General features: G+C 68.2%; 12 protein-coding genes. 5 read left to right on the top strand and 7 right to left on the bottom strand.

Going from position 1 to position 15,977, the window contains the following annotated elements:
* Nucleotides 1-18 precede the first annotated feature (18 nt).
* The gene (locus ACIBO2_RS02970; RefSeq protein WP_358536191.1) at nucleotides 19-1,017 is read right to left on the bottom strand and encodes a hypothetical protein; all 999 of its coding nucleotides are present in this window, start codon (nucleotides 1,015-1,017) and stop codon (nucleotides 19-21) included.
* Nucleotides 1,018-1,753: 736 nt separating this feature from the next.
* Here ACIBO2_RS02970 and ACIBO2_RS02965 point away from each other — a divergent pair.
* Nucleotides 1,754-5,095 (top strand): S8 family serine peptidase, encoded by a 3,342-nt coding sequence (locus ACIBO2_RS02965; protein WP_397295034.1) that lies wholly within the window; start codon nucleotides 1,754-1,756, stop codon nucleotides 5,093-5,095.
* 144 nt (nucleotides 5,096-5,239) lie between these two features.
* On the opposite strand, the gene ACIBO2_RS02960 is transcribed toward ACIBO2_RS02965, so the two are convergent.
* The 4 genes from ACIBO2_RS02960 to ACIBO2_RS02945 form a co-directional block, all read right to left on the bottom strand.
* Nucleotides 5,240-6,175: a methyltransferase gene (locus ACIBO2_RS02960; protein WP_358536187.1), complete on the bottom strand. Its 936-nt coding sequence runs from the start codon at nucleotides 6,173-6,175 to the stop codon at nucleotides 5,240-5,242.
* 96 nt (nucleotides 6,176-6,271) lie between these two features.
* Nucleotides 6,272-7,051 carry an ABC transporter permease gene (locus tag ACIBO2_RS02955; protein WP_358536185.1) on the bottom strand — a complete coding sequence of 260 codons (780 nt, stop codon included), beginning with the start codon at nucleotides 7,049-7,051 and terminating at the stop codon, nucleotides 6,272-6,274.
* Nucleotides 7,048-7,821, bottom strand: coding sequence for an ABC transporter permease subunit (locus tag ACIBO2_RS02950; protein ID WP_358536183.1), 774 nt, complete (start codon nucleotides 7,819-7,821; stop codon nucleotides 7,048-7,050). Before ACIBO2_RS02950 ends, ACIBO2_RS02955 begins: the two co-directional genes overlap by 4 nt.
* On the bottom strand, nucleotides 7,821-8,804 hold the full coding sequence (locus ACIBO2_RS02945; protein ID WP_358536181.1) for an ABC transporter substrate-binding protein: 984 nt from the start codon (nucleotides 8,802-8,804) through the stop codon (nucleotides 7,821-7,823). Before ACIBO2_RS02945 ends, ACIBO2_RS02950 begins: the two co-directional genes overlap by 1 nt.
* A 505-nt stretch (nucleotides 8,805-9,309) precedes the next feature.
* On the opposite strand from ACIBO2_RS02945, the gene ACIBO2_RS02940 reads away from it, so the two are divergent.
* The 4 genes from ACIBO2_RS02940 (at nucleotide 9,310) to ACIBO2_RS02925 (ending at nucleotide 14,614) form a co-directional block, all read left to right on the top strand.
* Nucleotides 9,310-12,060, top strand: coding sequence for a nitrate- and nitrite sensing domain-containing protein (locus tag ACIBO2_RS02940; RefSeq protein ID WP_397295031.1), 2,751 nt, complete (start codon nucleotides 9,310-9,312; stop codon nucleotides 12,058-12,060).
* Entirely contained in the window at nucleotides 12,057-12,479 is a 423-nt protein-coding gene (locus tag ACIBO2_RS02935) for a roadblock/LC7 domain-containing protein (RefSeq protein ID WP_358547214.1), read from the top strand. The genes ACIBO2_RS02940 and ACIBO2_RS02935 overlap by 4 nt, the downstream gene beginning before the upstream one ends.
* 152 nt (nucleotides 12,480-12,631) lie before the next feature.
* The gene (locus ACIBO2_RS02930) at nucleotides 12,632-13,930 is read left to right on the top strand and encodes a PHB depolymerase family esterase (RefSeq protein WP_358547217.1); all 1,299 of its coding nucleotides are present in this window, start codon (nucleotides 12,632-12,634) and stop codon (nucleotides 13,928-13,930) included.
* 105 nt (nucleotides 13,931-14,035) lie between these two features.
* On the top strand, nucleotides 14,036-14,614 hold the full coding sequence (locus ACIBO2_RS02925; RefSeq protein ID WP_358547219.1) for a TetR/AcrR family transcriptional regulator: 579 nt from the start codon (nucleotides 14,036-14,038) through the stop codon (nucleotides 14,612-14,614).
* Nucleotides 14,615-14,639: 25 nt separating this feature from the next.
* Here the strand turns inward: ACIBO2_RS02925 and ACIBO2_RS02920 are convergent, their stop codons facing one another.
* Together ACIBO2_RS02920 and ACIBO2_RS02915 are read right to left on the bottom strand one after the other, a co-directional pair.
* Nucleotides 14,640-15,590 carry a M56 family metallopeptidase gene (locus ACIBO2_RS02920; RefSeq protein ID WP_358547221.1) on the bottom strand — a complete coding sequence of 317 codons (951 nt, stop codon included), beginning with the start codon at nucleotides 15,588-15,590 and terminating at the stop codon, nucleotides 14,640-14,642.
* Between the two features lies 1 nt (nucleotide 15,591).
* The gene (locus ACIBO2_RS02915; RefSeq protein WP_358547223.1) at nucleotides 15,592-15,966 is read right to left on the bottom strand and encodes a BlaI/MecI/CopY family transcriptional regulator; all 375 of its coding nucleotides are present in this window, start codon (nucleotides 15,964-15,966) and stop codon (nucleotides 15,592-15,594) included.
* Nucleotides 15,967-15,977 lie beyond the last annotated feature (11 nt).

The following is a 15,977-nucleotide window of genomic DNA, read 5'->3' as shown; positions in this document are numbered from 1 at the left end:
ACCTCCGGGCGTGTCGCGCTAATCCGTCAGGACGCTCACGCTCGAGTCCCACGCCCGAATACCGGACAGTTTGGAGTACATGCTGTAGCACACACCGTTCGAGCGGGGACCACCGGCGCTGATGATGCCCATCGCGACCACCTTGCCGCCGGCCATGGATCGGTAGACGGCGCCGCCGGAATCGCCCTGCTCGGCGCCGGCGCAGTCGTAGGTGCCGTCTCCGTTCTGGTCGGAGTTGGTGATCGCCCAATGATTGACGAACACGAAGTAGTCGTTCTCGCCCATCCATCCGGCGTAGGAGCCGTCGGTCACGTACTGCCGGCATGTCTGGCCTGACATGACTCCACTGGTGCAGACGGCGGTGCCGTTGGGTGGGGTGCCGTAGTCGGCCGCGCCGACCACCAGCGAGGTGCAGGGGTCGGCGTTCTTGGCGCAGTTGTACACGCGGGGGAGGTAGCCGCCGCCTCCCTGCAGCAGGCTGAAGTCGCCGTACTGGTCCTGGGTCCCATCGGTTATATAGCCGGGGATGCCGCGTATCGTGGTGGTGACCATGGCGCCGTGGTAATAGGTGGTGTCGGGCGCCGGCCAGAGGAAGGACGACGCCCAGGCCCTGGGGTAGTCGGTCTCCGACGGGAAGCAGTGCGCGGCCGTCAGCATGTGGGTGACCCCCTGCTTGGCGACTGCGAAGGCGGTCGAGCAGACGCCGATGGCGGCGCTGCGGGCCTCGTTGAACATGCGGATCCCCGCACCGCCATAGTGCGGGGCCGTGTCCCGCGAACGGGTGTTGGGTCGCGTGACCGCGTCCTGGCGGCGGAAGGTGATCGCGTCGCCGAAGCGCTGTTTGAGTTCGGTCCTGGCAGTGTCGGAGTCTCCTGAGGCGTAGACCACGGCGGTCGCCTTGATCGGGTCGATGCCCACTCCGAATACCTGGTTCTTGTAGGCGCCGGCCGTGATCAGCTCGACGATCTGCGCCTTGGTGGCCTCCACGTCGGCCAGGCTGCGGGGGACCTGTTCCACCGATACGGATACGGTCTCGCCCGATACTGATCGCGTTCGGCTGCGCAGGGTATCGGCGCGCTGCTTGAAATCAGCGCCGGACGGCAGCGTGACGGTCACGGCATCTTGCCCCACGACCCGCACGCCGGTGTAGGAACCCGGCGAGGCCTCCACGAGCTTCGCTAACTCGTCGGCCGCATTCTGGGCGTCCAGCGAGATCGAGTCGCCGGGGGGAGGAGGGAGGGGATCGAATGCGGGTGATTGCCGACCAGCCGAAGCCGGCTGGAGAGGGGCGAACGGGACTACGAATGCCACCAGCGAAAGGGCGGCAATCATCATCTTGCGAGACCGCACAGGTCCTCCGATGCGAGGAAGGGGGTGATGACCTAGAGATTTCGGTCTGTGCCGATATCTCTGACGATCTTCGCATCAGAACGGGACCGAAGCTAGAGGCAGGAAGAAAACACGGGTACGTGATCCCTGACATGGCCGCCACCGACGTGGCGAAGATCGATCAGCCGGCCGAGCCGTACGAATAGCCAAATTGCCCGCCGGATTATGGCAACTCGGTGGGGTTCTCGGCCGCGTGATCGCTGGTTACACTCCGGTCGGTACCGAGCCGCCCCACCGGGCGGCTCATACGGCTTGTCACCCACCGGGGAGGGTTCAGTGATCTCTCCGGTGTGCCTCGACGCGGGGTGACCTGACGCCTCCTTGGCGCGTGGTGAGTCCATGCAGCCTCGACGAGGAGGATCTTGTGTTATCCAGTCCCCGCTTATCCCGTGCGCGGCGGCTCGCGTCGGTGGTCATCGGCCTGAGCATGGTGGCGGTGATGAGCCCGGCAGCGGCGCGGGCCACCCCCACACCCTCTCCCGCGAACGGGAAGTGGCAGGCCACCCCCGTCACCGGCGCCCAGCTGGTCGAGGGCGCCAAGTCCCCGACGGGCAAGCTCGCCAAGAGTGACCAGGCGCTGTTGCGGACCACTTCGCCGGCGCCGATCAACATCATGGTCAAGCTGGACTACGACTCGCTCGCCGCCTATCGGGGCGGGCTGCCCGGTCTGCCGGGCACCAGTCCCGCCGTCACCGGCAAGGCGCTCGACACCAGGAGCGCCGAGGTCAAGAAGTACGGCCAGCACATCGAGAGCGTGGAGAAGGCGTTCCTGGACCAGCTGGCCGGCAAGGTTCCGGGGGCCGTGGTGGGCCAGCGGGTCAGGACCGTCTATGGCGGCATCGCACTCCGGATCCCGGGTAACAAGGCGGCCGAGGTGCTGAAGCTGCCCGGCGCGGTCGCCGTACAGGAGGACAAGCCCCAGCAGCTCCTCACCGACTCCAGCCCGGAGTTCATCGGCGCCAACACCATCTACAACCAGCTCGGCGGCAGCAACTCCTCGGGCAAGGGCGTGATCGTGGGCGTGCTGGACTCCGGCGCCTGGCCCGAGCACCCCCAGTTCGCCGCCCCGACCGGCCTGCCCGCGCCGGGTCCGACCAAGGACGGCACGCCCCGGGTCTGCGACTTCGGCGACAACCCGCTGACCCCGGCCAACGACCCCTTCACCTGCAACAACAAGCTGATCGGCGGGCAGCCGTTCCTGGAGACCTACAACGCGGTCTTCGGTGGCGAGGTCTACCCCGACAGCGCCCGTGACTCCAACGGGCACGGCACCCACACCGCCACCACGTCGGCCGGCGGCCCGGTGGCCGACGCGAACCCGCTGGGGATCAGCCGCGGCCCGATCCACGGCATCGCACCCGCCGCCGAGGTCTCGGTCTACAAGGTGTGCGGCGCGGAGGGCTGCTTCCCGTCCGACTCGGCGCAGGCGGTGGCACGTGCCATCCTGGACGGCGTCCGGGTCATCAACTTCTCGATCTCCGGTGGCTCCGACCCCTACAGCGACCCGGTCGAGCTGGCCTTCCTCGACGCGTACGCGGCGGGCGTGCTGGTCTCGGCGTCGGCGGGCAACTCGGGGCCCGACGCCAACACCACCGACCACCGCAGCCCGTGGGTGACCACGGTGGCCGCGTCCACGCAGACCAGAACGTTCCAGTCCACGATCACGCTGTCCGGCGGTGGCGCGACGGCCACGATCAAGGGCGCGTCCGTCACCTCGGGGCTCGCCTCGCCGCTTCCGGTGGTGCTGGCGTCCGCTCCGCCGTACTCCAACTCCTTGTGTGACACCCCGGCGCCCGCCGGGATCTTCACCGGGAAGATCGTCGCCTGCGAGCGCGGCCCGAACCGGGTGCTGAAGAGCTTCAACGTCAGGCAGGGCGGCGCCGCGGGGATGATCCTCTACAACGCCTTCCCGTTCGACGTCTTCACCGACGCCCACTGGGTCCCGTCGGTGCACGTCAACAAGCCCGAGACCGACGTACTCATGAGCTTCCTGTCCGCGCATCCTGGCGCGACGGCGTCGTTCACCCAGGGGGTCAAGGCCAGCTGGCAGGGCGACGTGATGACCTACTTCTCCTCGCGTGGTCCCGGCGGGGACTTCCTCAAGCCCGACGTCACCGGGCCCGGCCTGCACATCCTGGCGGGCATGACCCCGACTCCCGAGTCACCGCTGGAAGGGCCGCCCGGCAACCTGTACCAGGTCATCCAGGGCACGTCCATGTCGGCGCCGCACGTGACTGGCTCGGCCGCCCTCGTGTTCGCCCTGCACCCGACCTGGACACCGGGACAGGTGAAGTCGGCCCTGGAGACCACGGCCAAGACCGCGGTCACCAAGCAGGACCGCGTCACCCCCGCGGACCCGTTCGACATGGGCGGCGGGCGCATCGACCTGACCAAGGCCGGCGACCCCGGACTGACCCTGGACGAGAGCGCGGCCAACTTCATCGCCTCGGCCACCGACCCGCTCAACCGGATCGACCTCAACCTGCCCTCGGTGAACGCGCCGACCATGCCCGGCCTCATCACCGCCAAGCGCACGGTCACGAACACCACCAGCAAGTCGCTCACCTTCTCCGCCTCGGCCACGACCGTCAGCGGCGCCAACATCACGGTGCTGCCGGCGCGCTTCACCGTCGCACCGGGCAAGAGCACGAAGCTGACGGTGGTCATCACCGCGCCGGACCTTCCCGACGGGCAGTACTTCGGTCAGGTGAACCTCAAGCAGGTCGGCGGCTCGCGGGCGCTGCACCTGCCGGTGGCCTTCTTCCGTCAGGAAGGCATCGTGCCGGTCGACCAGACCTGCGCGCCGGCCACCATCCCGAGGAACACCGGTGAGTCCACCTGCACGGTCACCGTGCAGAACAACAGCCTGTCCAGCGCCGAGGTGACCGCGCTGAGCACACTCGACGCGCGCCTGCGGCTGAACAGCGTGACCGGGGCCACCAAGATCGGCACCCAGATCGCGACGGCCAAGGCGACACTGGCCGGCCGCCAGCCCGACAAGCCGACCATCGCGCCGGGTGCGGGTCCTGCCGGATATCTTCCGTTGGACGCCTTCGGCATCACACCGACGCCGATCGGGGACGAGCAGGCGCTGAACTTCACGGTGCCCGCCTTCACCTTCGCCGGTAAGACCTACACCAGGATCGGCGTGGTCTCCAACGGCTACAGCGTCGCCGGCGGCACCAACGGCGCCGACGACATCGCCTTCCTCCCGCAGACGCTGCCCGACCCGGCGCGGCCGAACGCCGTGCTCGCCTCCTACTGGACCGACCTCGACGGCACCGGCGCCCCCGGCATCTTCGCCGGGACGCTGACCGACGGCGTCAGCCGCTGGCTGGTGCTGGAATGGCGGGTCCACACCTTCGGTACGAGCAGCCTCAAGGTGTTCCAGCAGTGGATCGGGCTCAACGGCGTGGAGGACATCAGCTACGCCTACGACCCGGGCAACCTGCCGGGCGACGCCCCCGCGGGCGCGGGACTGACCGTGGGCGCGGAGAACGATGAGGGTACGGCGGGCGACCAGATCTCCGGGCCGCCCACCCAGGACCTCGTGGTCACGAGCACACCCGGCGCGCCCGGGGGTGCCCTGACCTACTCGATGAAGATCAAGGGGGTCAGCCCGGGCGTCGGCAACGTGACCACGGCCACATCAACCCCGCAGGTCAAGGGGGTCACCGTCGAAGTGGACAAGATCACCGTCCAGTGATCCGGTAGCGCCGCGGGCGGCTCGCCCGCCCGCGGCGTCACCACCCCAGGCGTTACCGCCCTCGGCGTCACCGCCCGATGGTCATATCGGGCGGCTGGTCATATCTGACGGCGAACGACCGCGGATCCGCTCAGGACGTCTGCCTCAGACGGGCCTGGCCTCAAGGAGGCTCGCTCCCGCGCCCAGCTCGACGACCTCCGCCAGCTCCAGGCCGGCCTGCTCGAACAGCGTCGCGTACTCCTCCCGGCTACGCTCGAGGCCGCCGTTGAAGATGGCCAGCATGCGTAGGTCGAGATCCTTGCCCAGATGCGGCGCCTCGTCGTCGGGCAGTGCCACCTCCAGCACCAGCACCCGGCCGCCGGGGTTCATCGCGCGGCGGACATTGCGCAGAATCCTTAGGGCATCGCCGTCGTCCCAGTTGTGCAGGATGCTCGCCAGTAGATAGGCGTCCGCGCCCGCCGGAACCGAGGCGAAGAAGTCGCCGGCCACGACCTCGTAGCGATCGGCCAGGCCCTCGGTGGCCAGCAGGTCCCTGGCCCGGGCCACCACCTGGTCGAGATCGAAGAGGATGCCGCGCATGCCCGGATTGGCGTGCAGGACCGTGGCCATGATGTGGCCCCTGCCCCCGGCGACGTCCACCATGGTCTCGACGCCCATGAAATCGTATTGCTTGACCAGACCGTCCGTGAGCGTGATCGCCCTGGCGGCCATGTAGTCGTCGAATATGCGGCCCGCATCAGGATTTTTCGCCAGATAATCGTACACATGCCCATACTTTGCGACGAATGCTGAGCTGCCCTCGCGGACCGTGTCCGGCAGCTTGCCCATCGCGTACCAGAAGCCTTCCTCGCCAATCGCGCGGATCGAGGAGCGGATCGAGCCGGGGACGTCGGAACGGAGCGCGGTGCCCGTGTCGGTCAGGTCGTAGCCGTCAGCACCGACCGTGCGGATGACCCCTATGCTCGCCAGCTCACGCAGGACCCGGCGGAGCGAGGGGGCGTGCGCCCCGCACCTCTTGGCCAGTTCCTCGGTGTCGAGCGGCCCGTCCGCCAGCTGGTCGGCGATGCCCAGCTCCGCCATGGTCAGCAAAGCTGAGAACCGCGAAATTTCGGAAACGGATCTCCAGAGGAGGCTGTCAGAGTGTGACATGTGTCCTTCCAAAAGGTTCCAGAGAGGTCATGGCGTTTGGGTGGCCTGCCTGTGCCAGACCAGCAGCCGGCGCTCCGCGACCACGAAAAGCGCGTTCACGATGAAGCCGAGCACCCCCAGCAGGGCGATCGTCGCCCACACCGCGGGTGTGTCGAAGCTGCGCTGTGCCTGCAGCAGTTGGTAGCCGATGCCGTCCGTGCTGCCGAACAGTTCAGAGATCACCATGAGGATCAGCGCGAGCGACAGGCTCAACCGCAGGCCCGCGAAGATCTTGGGCGAGGCGGCGGGGATGACGATCCGGCCCAGGCGCTGCGCCCTCGACAGCCCGAAGACCGTGGCGGTCTCGGTGTAGGTCCGGTCCACCGACCTGGCCCCGTCCATCGAGTTGAGCAGCACCGGCCAGATCACACCGGACACGATCGCGGCGAGCTGCATCTGCAGGCCCGTCTGGAACAACACGAGGAACAGCGGCAGCAGCAACGGTGGCGGAATGGCGCGGCCGAACTCGATCAGCGCGTTCACGTAGTCGGCCGCCACCCGCGAGCGCCCCAGGAGCACTCCCAGCACCACTCCGATGAGCGAGGCCAGGATCCACCCGGAGAACATGCGTCCCAGGCTGGGCAGGATGTTGGCCAACGCGTCGTCTGTGAGGAACAGTCGTGCGGCCGGGCCGGAGAACCACAGCTCGTACATGCGGGAGACGATCGTTGTGGGCGGCGGGAAGTCCGTGTCCTCGAGCCGCCGCGCGACGAGCTCCCAGAAGACGATGACGACGAGGATCACCCAGGACCTGGCGAGCGCCTTCACGACAGCGCCCCCGTCCGCACCCGGTGCCAGCGGAACAGGCGGCGCTCCGCCGCCTGTAACGCCACGTTGGCCAGCAGGCCGAATGCGCCAGCCCAGAATGTAGCCGCCATGATGAGGTCGGTCCTGTTCCCGCTTCCCGCCTGGATCACGAAGACTCCCAGGCCCGCGGCGCCTCCGGCGAGCACCTCGGCACTGACGGCGATGATCAGCGCGATCCCGGCGGCGATCCGGATGCCGGTGGCGACGAAGGGCGCGGCGCTGGGCAGGCTCACCCTGCCGAGCACGGCCAGCCTCCCGAATCCGAAGCTGCGCAGCGATTCCTTGGCCAGCGGGTCGACGTCGTGCATGCCGTACAACGTGTTGATCAGTATCGGCCAGACGGACGCGTACACGATGACGGAGACTTTCATCAGCTCGTCCACCGGGATCAGCAGGATCGCCAGCGGGATGATCGCGACGGAGGGGATGGGCCGCAGGAACTCGAGCAGCGGCCGCACAGCGCGCTCCATCGGGGTCAGCGCGCCGAGCAGGACGCCCGCCGGGACGGCCACCACCACCGCGATGAGCAGGCCGATCGCCCAATTGGTGAGCGTCGTGAGCGCTCCCAGCAGGAAGTCTCCGTCGGCCAGGAGGAGCATCGCCTCGTACAGAATGGCCGAGGGCGGCGGGAAGACCAGGTCGCGGCTCAGCCCGAACCGGATGACCAGCTCTCCGACGGCGAAAAAGCCCGCGGCGCCCACGACGCCGCGGAGCAGCCGTGCAGGGGTCATCAGCTCGATGATGCCACGATGATCGACTTCACGTCGAAAGGACTGGTGAGGTACTTGTAGTCGAGCATGAGATCGGCCACTTTTTGCAGCCGGGTGGCGCTCAGCTCGCTCGGATAGGTGCCCAAGGTGATGACCGAAGCGGTCTTCGCGTCGATCTTCGTGTACTTGGGCAGCATCGCTTCGATTTCCTTGCGGTTACTCGATGCGAGACTCTGAGCCTTGGCGATCGCCCGTTGGAAGGCGGCCAGCGTCTTCGGGTTCTTCTGCACCCACCCGTCGGTGGCCATCCAGCCCGCGATCGGCAGGTTCTCCATCTCGCCCGTCATGGTGTCGGCCAGCTTGCGGAAGCCCAGCTTGCTCTGATTGGCGGTGATGAACGGCTCGGTGCTCAAGCAGGCGTCACCCTGGCCGCTGGTGAGCGCGTTGCCCATGTCGGGGAGCGGCTTCTCGGCGAACTTGACGTCGTCCTCGGTCAGGCCGGCTACCTTTAACTGCGTCGTCACGGCCAGTGTGGAAATGTTCTTGAGAGTGTTGACCAGGACGGTCTTTCCCTTTAGGTCAGCGACCGTTTTGAGCGGCGAATCCTTCGGAACCATGATGTTGAAGGTGTTCGGACCGGCCTGGTAACTGTCCGCGACCAGTTTGAGCTGGTCACCCTTGCTGGCGGCCAAGAACGTCGAGACATAGTTGGTCATAGAGATGTCCAGCTGACCGCTCTTGACCTGCGGGATGGCCAGCGCGCCGCCGGCGATGGCGATCGGCTGGACCGTCAGGCCCTCTTCCTTGAAAAAGCCCTTGGCGTTGGCGATATAGAGCGATACAGCATCGGGAACCGGCAACGCGCCGACCTTGATGACGGACTTCTCCAAGCCCTTGCTGTTGGCCGACGCGCCAGGAGAGTCGCTGTTCCCACCACAGGCGGTAAGGGTGAGAGCGACTGCGGCGCCGAGAGTGAGGGCGCGACAGCGCAGTGTGCGGGTCATCGGGGGCTACTCCTACCAGGGGATTCAGCGTCTAGAGCGCCAGCATCGGAGGCAACGAGCGTGAAGCGTACCGGAGGGAAGATCAAATCTGAAGCGCCATGCCACGTATATCCGATTTCTTCAACGAAACACAATAAATGGGGAGATAGAGGTTCGATGCGCTTAGAGTGCAGTTGATGGCCCAATGACCGAATTGTCATGATTTTCGGATGCATGCACCGTACTTGAAGGATCAATGGAAAAAAAGTCAGATCGCACCGGTCGAAAACTTCTGAGCGTTTGTCCAACTCCTGATGTTCGTGATCAAATAGGCCCCCAACTCGCCTGCAATCACTCGACAGTGTGACGAATTCCGTGACGAATTCCCTGTAGCAGGCCACGCGAGAGGTTGCCATTAGTGAGGACAACGACGACCAAACACGGTCGTGCCGGGGCCCCCGCTCTGCCGGGAAAGTCAGCGGCTCACGAGAAGTCCGCCGAGTCGGTGCCCGCACCCGGTAGCGCGATGGCCCTGCGCAATTGGCGGGTGCGGACCCGCCTCATTTCTCTCATCGCCATTCCGACTCTGGTGGCTGTGATGCTGGGCGGGCTACGCGTCTCCACCTCGATCAGCAGCGCACAGCAGTATCAGCACATCAGCAACGTGAGTTCCCTCGTCGCGCAACTCGGCGAGCTGTCCCGCGAGATGGCCCTCGAGCGTGACCTCTCGGCGCAGTTCGTCGCCTCCAACAGGGCATCGGCCGAGAAGGAGCAGCTCGCGGCCCAGCAGGGGATCGTGAACGCCAGCGTGGCGCGCACGAACGCGGCCGCCACGACGGCCGAGGACTCGCTGTCCGATCTCGGCCGCAAGAAGCTGGCCACCATACGCACCAGGCTGACCCAGCTCGCCTCGCTGCGAGCCACCGTGGCCGGCACACTGCTGCCGCCGCTCCCGACGATGGAGAAGTATTCCGAGGCCATCGCCGAGATGCTGCAGCTCTACGACGAGGTCACACAGGGCTCGACAGACGAGCAGCTCATCTCCACGACCGCGGCCCTGCGAGCCATCGCCCGCTATGAGGAGGAGACCTCCAAACTGCGGGGTCTGCTGATGATCGCGCTGGTCAGGGGGTCGTTCGAAGAACCCGAGTACAAGGCGTTCCTCGACGCCCGCTCCAGGCGTGAGAGCGAACGCACCTCCTTCCGCACCGTGGCCACCCTCGCCCAGCGGCAGTTCTACGACAACACGGTCGCCAGCGTGAAGGTCGGGCGGGGCGAGTTCTACATGAACAGGGCCGTGTTCCTCACCAACACGGGCCTGTCCCTGCGGCGGCTCGACACCTCGACGAGCGACGACGTCGCCCGCTGGGTCGAGTCCATCAGCGACACCGTCGACAGCGCGCACACCGTGCAGAAGGCGATGTCGCAGCAGGTCGCCACCATCAGCGCCGACGTCCAGGGCAGCGACCAGTACGTGGCCGGGCTCAACATCGCCCTCGTCATCACCCTGATCATCCTGGTCCTCGCCGTCACCGCCGTCATGGCCCGCTCACTCGTCCGGCCGCTCAGGCGGTTGCGCGGAGACGCGCTCAAGGTCGCCGGCCAAACACTGCCTGAGCTCGTGCGGCAGCTCCGCACCAGCGAGGTCAGCGCGGACGATGTGCAGGTGCCACCGATCGCCATCTCGTCGAAGGACGAGATCGGGGAGGTGGCGCGGGCCTTCGACGAAGTACACCGGGAAGCGGTACGGCTGGCGGGCGAGGAGTCCAAGCTCCGTACCAACGTCAACGCGATGTTCGTCAACCTGTCTCGCCGAAGCCAGACGCTGGTCGAGCGGCAGATCACCCTCATCGACGGGCTGGAGCAGGGCGAGCAGGACGAGAGCCGGTTGGCGAACCTGTTCAAGCTGGACCACCTGGCCACCCGTATGCGCCGTAACAGCGAGAACCTGCTGGTTCTGGCCGGTCAGGACCCGCCGCGCCGCTGGAGCCAGCCGGTCAAGCTGGTCGACGTGGCCCGCGCCTCGCTGTCGGAGGTCGAGAACTACGAGCGGGTCGTGCTGCAGGTGCCCGACGGCGTGTCCGTCGCGGGTCAGGCCGTCAACGACGTCATCCACCTGCTGGCCGAGCTGGTGGAGAACGCGCTGTCGTTCTCGCCCCGCGAGACCCGCGTGACGGTCTCCGGCAGCCGGATCGACGGCGGTGGCGTGATGCTGTCGATCACCGACTCCGGCATCGGCATGACCCAGGACGAACTGGCCGCGGCCAACGACCGCCTCACCGACGCGCCCATCGTGGACGTCTCGGTGTCGCGCCGTATGGGCCTGTTCGTGGTCGCCAGGCTGGCGCACCGCCACGGCGTCCGCGTACAGCTGCGCCCGCACGGCTCCGGCGGTCTGACCGCCATGGTGCTGATTCCGGAGGCGCTGCTGGGCATACCTTCGCCCGCCTACGCCGGCATGCCCGGCGGGGGCGGCGAGGAGACCTATTCCACGCCGCCGCCGTTGCCGGCGGCCACCTACCAGCTGGGCCCGGGACACCCGTCGTATCCGTCCACCCCGCCGGGCGCGGCAGGCGCCTGGCCCTCGTCCAATCCTCCGGGCGCGGCAGGCGCCTGGCCCTCGTCGCCCCCGCGGCCCGCCGAGACCGGTCGGGCGGCCGAGCCGCGCGCGAGCTTCGGCTCCTACGACACCGGCGACATCTGGACGCCGACGAGAACGCCGGTCGGCTGGTCCGGCGACAGCGGCCTGCCGAAATGGCCCACTGGCGACCAGCCGCCGAACAGGAGCCTCGACGACCGCGTGGACGGCCCGGCGCGGGCCGGATACGACTTCCCCGAGACCGAGTCGGCCGCCACCGGCCCGATCCCGGCCGTGAGGCCGGCCTCCGGGGGTGACGAGTACCTGCCGATCTACGAGTCGATCGAATCGGCCTGGTTCGAGCGTGGGGAAAGCGGCGCGAACTGGAGTTCCGCCAAGGCGGATGCCGGCTGGCACGCCGCGGCGGCCGCGGTCGAGCCGGTACGTGACGGCGCGACGGCCGCGGGGTTGCCCAGACGGGTGCCCAAGGCAAACCTGGTGCCGGGTTCGGCCGGCGCGTCCACCGCGCCGAAGGACGTTCCGCCGGCGCCCCCGATCTCACCTGACCGGGCGCGCAACCGCCTGGCGAGTTTCCAGAAGGGCCTCCGGGCCGCGCGCGAGGACATCAGTCAGGGCAGGGCCCCTTCTACCGGCCCCGTGAATATGGAACGCCCTATGAACAGGGAACAGAGTGCATGAACGACCTGACTTACGTGGGGCATGGGCTCGACTGGCTGGTCACTGAATTCGTCAGCACCGTCCCAGGCGTCGCCCACGCGATCGTCGTCTCATCTGATGGACTGCCCCTCGCGGTCTCGGCGGCCTTTCCCGCCGACCGGGCCGAGCAGCTGGCCACGATCGCCGCGGGACTGGTGAGCCTGACGCTGGGAGCGGCCAGGATCTTCGAGGCCGGCACCGTCACCCAGGCCGTGGTGGAGATGCAGCAGGGGCTGCTGCTGACGATGTCGATCAGCGACGGCTCATGCCTGGCCGCACTCGTCGCGCCTGACTGCGACATGGCGCTCGTGGCCTACCACATGACGCTCATGGTGGAACGGGCCGGCCAGGTGCTGACCCCCGCCGTACGCGCACACCTCCGTACCAGCCTGGCCAGGTGAACTCCGAAAGTTTCAAGAATCCGCTCCTGGGCCAAGCAGATTTCCCAGGTCATCCGGATGCCCATATGGCAGTCCACGTGGCTCCTTGTCTCTCGAAAAGTTTTTGAGAATACTCCGAATGTTTCGGGGTCGCACTGAGAGAGGGGCAGCGGATGAGGATGACCACCAGAGTGCTCGGCGCCTTGATCGCCGCCGCGATGTTCGTCATCGCGTGGCTGACCATGGCGCCACCGGCCTCGCCGGCCTCACTCACCGAGGTGACCAACTTCGGCACCAACCCCAGCGGGCTGCGGATGCACCTGTACGTACCGAACAACGTCGCGGCCCGGCCGCCGATCCTGGTGGCCGTGCACTACTGCACCGGCTCCGGCCCGGCCTTCTACTCCGGCACCGAGTTCGCCTCGCTGGCGGACCGGTACGGATTCATCGTCATTTACCCCTCCGCCACCAGGAGCGGGGCCTGCTTCGACGTCTCCTCGCCACAGGCGCTCAAGCATGACGGCGGCAGCGACCCGGTAGGGATCGTGTCCATGGTCAAGTACGTCGAGCAGCACAACAACGGCGACGCCTCCCGGGTCTACGTGACCGGCGCGTCCTCAGGCGGCATGATGACGAACGTGCTGCTGGGCGACTATCCCGACGTCTTCAAGGCCGGGGCGGCGTTCATGGGCGTGCCGTTCGGCTGCTTCGCCACCACCGACGGCTCCAGCTGGAACAGCGCCTGCGCCAACGGCACCATCATCAAGACCCCGCAGCAGTGGGGCGACCTCGTACGCGGCGCCTTCCCCGGCTACACCGGGGCGCGTCCGCGCATGCAACTGTGGCACGGCACCGAGGACGCCACGCTCCGCTACCCGAACTTCCAGGAAGAGATCAAGCAGTGGACCGACGTCCACGGCCTCAGCCAGACGCCCACGTTCACCGACCACCCGCAGACGTCCTGGACCCGGACCCGTTACGGCGGCACCGGCACCATGGTCGCCGTCGAGGGCGTCAGCATCCAAGGGATCGGGCACAGCCTTCCGCAGGGCGGCATGGCCGCCGGGGTCATCCAGTTCTTCGGCCTGGACGGCGGGCCCACCGGCCCTTCGCCGACACCCACCCCGACTCCCACGCCGACACCGACGCCCGGCGGACCCTGCGGCGTCACCTACACCATGAACAGCTGGAACACCGGATTCACCGCGTCTGTCACCATCACCAACACCAGCGCGTCCCCGATCAACACCTGGGCCCTGACCTTCACCCTCCCCGGCGGGCAGACGGTCACCTCCGCCTGGAACGCCACCGTCTCCCCCTCCAGCGGTCAGGTCACGGCCAGGAACGTCAACTACAACGCCACCATCGCACCCGGAGCCTCCACCAACTTCGGCTTCCAGGCCACCCATACCGGTAACACCGGCAAACCCACCTCCTTCACCCTGGGCGGCACGACCTGCACCATCGCCTGACCACCCGCGCCCAGCGCCCGAGAGGTCGTGGCTCCGGGCGGCGGCCCGTCCGCCGCCCGGATTCAGAGCATCGACAGAAGTGCTAGCGATGCTAGAGTTGTCGGTATGTCAATTCAGGAGCGCAGGGAGCGCGAGCGGGCGGAGCGGGAACGGTTGATCATCACAGCGGCCCGGACGCTGGCCGAGGCCGAGGGCTGGGAGGCGGTGACGACGCGCCGCCTGGCCGAAAAGGTCGAATACAGCCAGCCGGTGCTCTACAGCCACTTCAAGGGCAAGGACGCCATCATGGCGGCCGTCGCGGTGGAGGGCTGCGCCGACCTGGCCGTCGACCTGCGCGCCGCCCGTACCTCGACGGACGACCCCCGGCAGGCCCTCGCGGCCGTCGGCGCCGCCTACGCGGACTTCGCCGAACGGCGGCCCGCACTGTACGACGTGATCTTCAGCCTGGCCGTCGACCTGCCCTTCGCCACCCCCGAGGCACCGGCTCCCCTGCAGGCGGCCTTCGGCGAGCTGAGCCAGGCGCTGGAATCACAGGTCGGCGACGACGACCTCGGCCTGCTCACCGAAACCTTCTGGAGCGGCCTGCACGGGCTGGTGACGCTCATGCGCGGCGGCAGGCTCCCCCGCGAGTTCCACGACCGGCGGCTGGCCATCCTGGTCGACCGCTTCTCCCACCGCCCCTGACCCGGCTTCCGGCAGGGCAAGTGCTTCAGGCCGGGCAGTGGGGCGCGCACAGCAGGAAGATGGGGGCCCCACTGTGCACCAGCAGCGACTCGGCGTCCTGGTTGGCGTTCAGCGGCGCCCACAAGGTCAGGACGGCCAGGGCGGCGAGCACGGCCACGAGCACGGGCCGGCGTCGTGGCCGAGGGCTGAGCAGGGAGCGCACTCGCTCGGGTACGTCCGACGAGTGGTAGCCCATCGCCGGGGCCGCGGGGGAAGACGACGCGGCCAGTGTGGCGAGGGCGGCGCGGGCCAGCGCCCGGGCGGCGAGCGCGCGATCACCGACGGCGCTCGCGGCTTCTTCGTCGGCCCAGCGTTCGGTGGCGTAGCCGACTGCCCGGGGAAGGCGATACAGGAGGGGATTGACCGCGGCGGCCGCGTCGGCGAGCGCCCGGCACAGGTGGTGGCGGTGGGCCAGGTGGGCGTTCTCGTGGGCCAGCAGGACGTGTCGCTCGTCCGGGCTCAGGGCGTTCAGCATGCCGGTGGAGACCACCACCCGCCCGCCACGCCGGGCGGGCAGGGCGAACGCCTCGGGGCGGACCTCGTCGATCACGACCAGGTCGCCCGGTCCGCCGTCCAGCTCGTCGGCGACGCGGCGGACCTCGGCCATGGCCCGGCGATGCCGGAAGATGGTACGGGTCAGCCGGATCGCGGCGACACCGAGTGCGAGCGCCGCACCCAGGGCGACCGGGGTGGGCACGGGATCGGCGTCGTCCCAGGACTGCAGGGACCAACCGCCGAGCCACGCCACCAGCCGGATCTGGGCCAGCAGGGTCCAGGTGAGCAGCGCGAGCGCGTACGCGGTGCTGATCGCCGACACCAGCGCGGCGGCCACCAGGGCACGGCCGGCGGTGGACGGTGGCAGCCAGCGCGCCAGCGGCGCGGCGACCAGGCCGAGCAGCAGTGAGATGAGCAGCGGCAGGTATACGTCGACGCGCATGTCAGGTGCCGCCGCTCTCGCGCAGGAGCCGCTGCAGCAACGCCTCGTCCTGCTCGGACAGCTCACCGACGAACTGGGCCAGCACCCGAGCCCGATCCTGGCCCTCACCAAGCAGGTCGCGCATCTGCGCCGCCCGCCGGGCGGCCTCGTCGCGCTGGAAGGAGTAGGCGTAGGCGCGGCCGGTGCGGACCCGGCTGACGGCGCCCTTGTCGTGCAGGCGGCTGAGCACCGTCATGACCGTGGTGTAGGCCAGCGGGGATGCCAGCCGCTGGGCCACCTCACCGGGGGTCAGCGAGCCAGGGGTGCCGGCCAGGATGGCCAGCACCTCACTCTCCAGGCCGCCCCGGTCCCGGCGTTGGCGCGATGGTGAGGTCATAAGCGCTCACT

The organism is Nonomuraea sp. NPDC050022, assembly GCF_044460705.1.
GTDB lineage: Bacteria > Actinomycetota > Actinomycetes > Streptosporangiales > Streptosporangiaceae > Nonomuraea.
Note: the sequence above shows the minus strand (reverse complement) of the source record. Positions and strands in the feature narration are given on the sequence as shown.

Bases quoted from the DNA above. Each gene is read 5' to 3' on its own strand.
- ACIBO2_RS02960 (WP_358536187.1), bottom strand. From the start codon at position 6,175: ATGGCGGAGCTGGGCATCGCCGACCAGCTGGCGGACGGGCCGCTCGAC.
- ACIBO2_RS02940 (WP_397295031.1), top strand. From the start codon at position 9,310: ATGGCCCTGCGCAATTGGCGGGTGCGGACCCGCCTCATTTCTCTCATC.
- ACIBO2_RS02935 (WP_358547214.1), top strand. From the start codon at position 12,057: ATGAACGACCTGACTTACGTGGGGCATGGGCTCGACTGGCTGGTCACT.
- ACIBO2_RS02945 (WP_358536181.1), bottom strand. From the start codon at position 8,804: ATGACCCGCACACTGCGCTGTCGCGCCCTCACTCTCGGCGCCGCAGTC.
- ACIBO2_RS02920 (WP_358547221.1), bottom strand. From the start codon at position 15,590: ATGCGCGTCGACGTATACCTGCCGCTGCTCATCTCACTGCTGCTCGGC.
- ACIBO2_RS02915 (WP_358547223.1), bottom strand. From the start codon at position 15,966: ATGACCTCACCATCGCGCCAACGCCGGGACCGGGGCGGCCTGGAGAGT.
- ACIBO2_RS02950 (WP_358536183.1), bottom strand. From the start codon at position 7,821: ATGACCCCTGCACGGCTGCTCCGCGGCGTCGTGGGCGCCGCGGGCTTT.
- ACIBO2_RS02925 (WP_358547219.1), top strand. From the start codon at position 14,036: ATGTCAATTCAGGAGCGCAGGGAGCGCGAGCGGGCGGAGCGGGAACGG.
- ACIBO2_RS02930 (WP_358547217.1), top strand. From the start codon at position 12,632: ATGAGGATGACCACCAGAGTGCTCGGCGCCTTGATCGCCGCCGCGATG.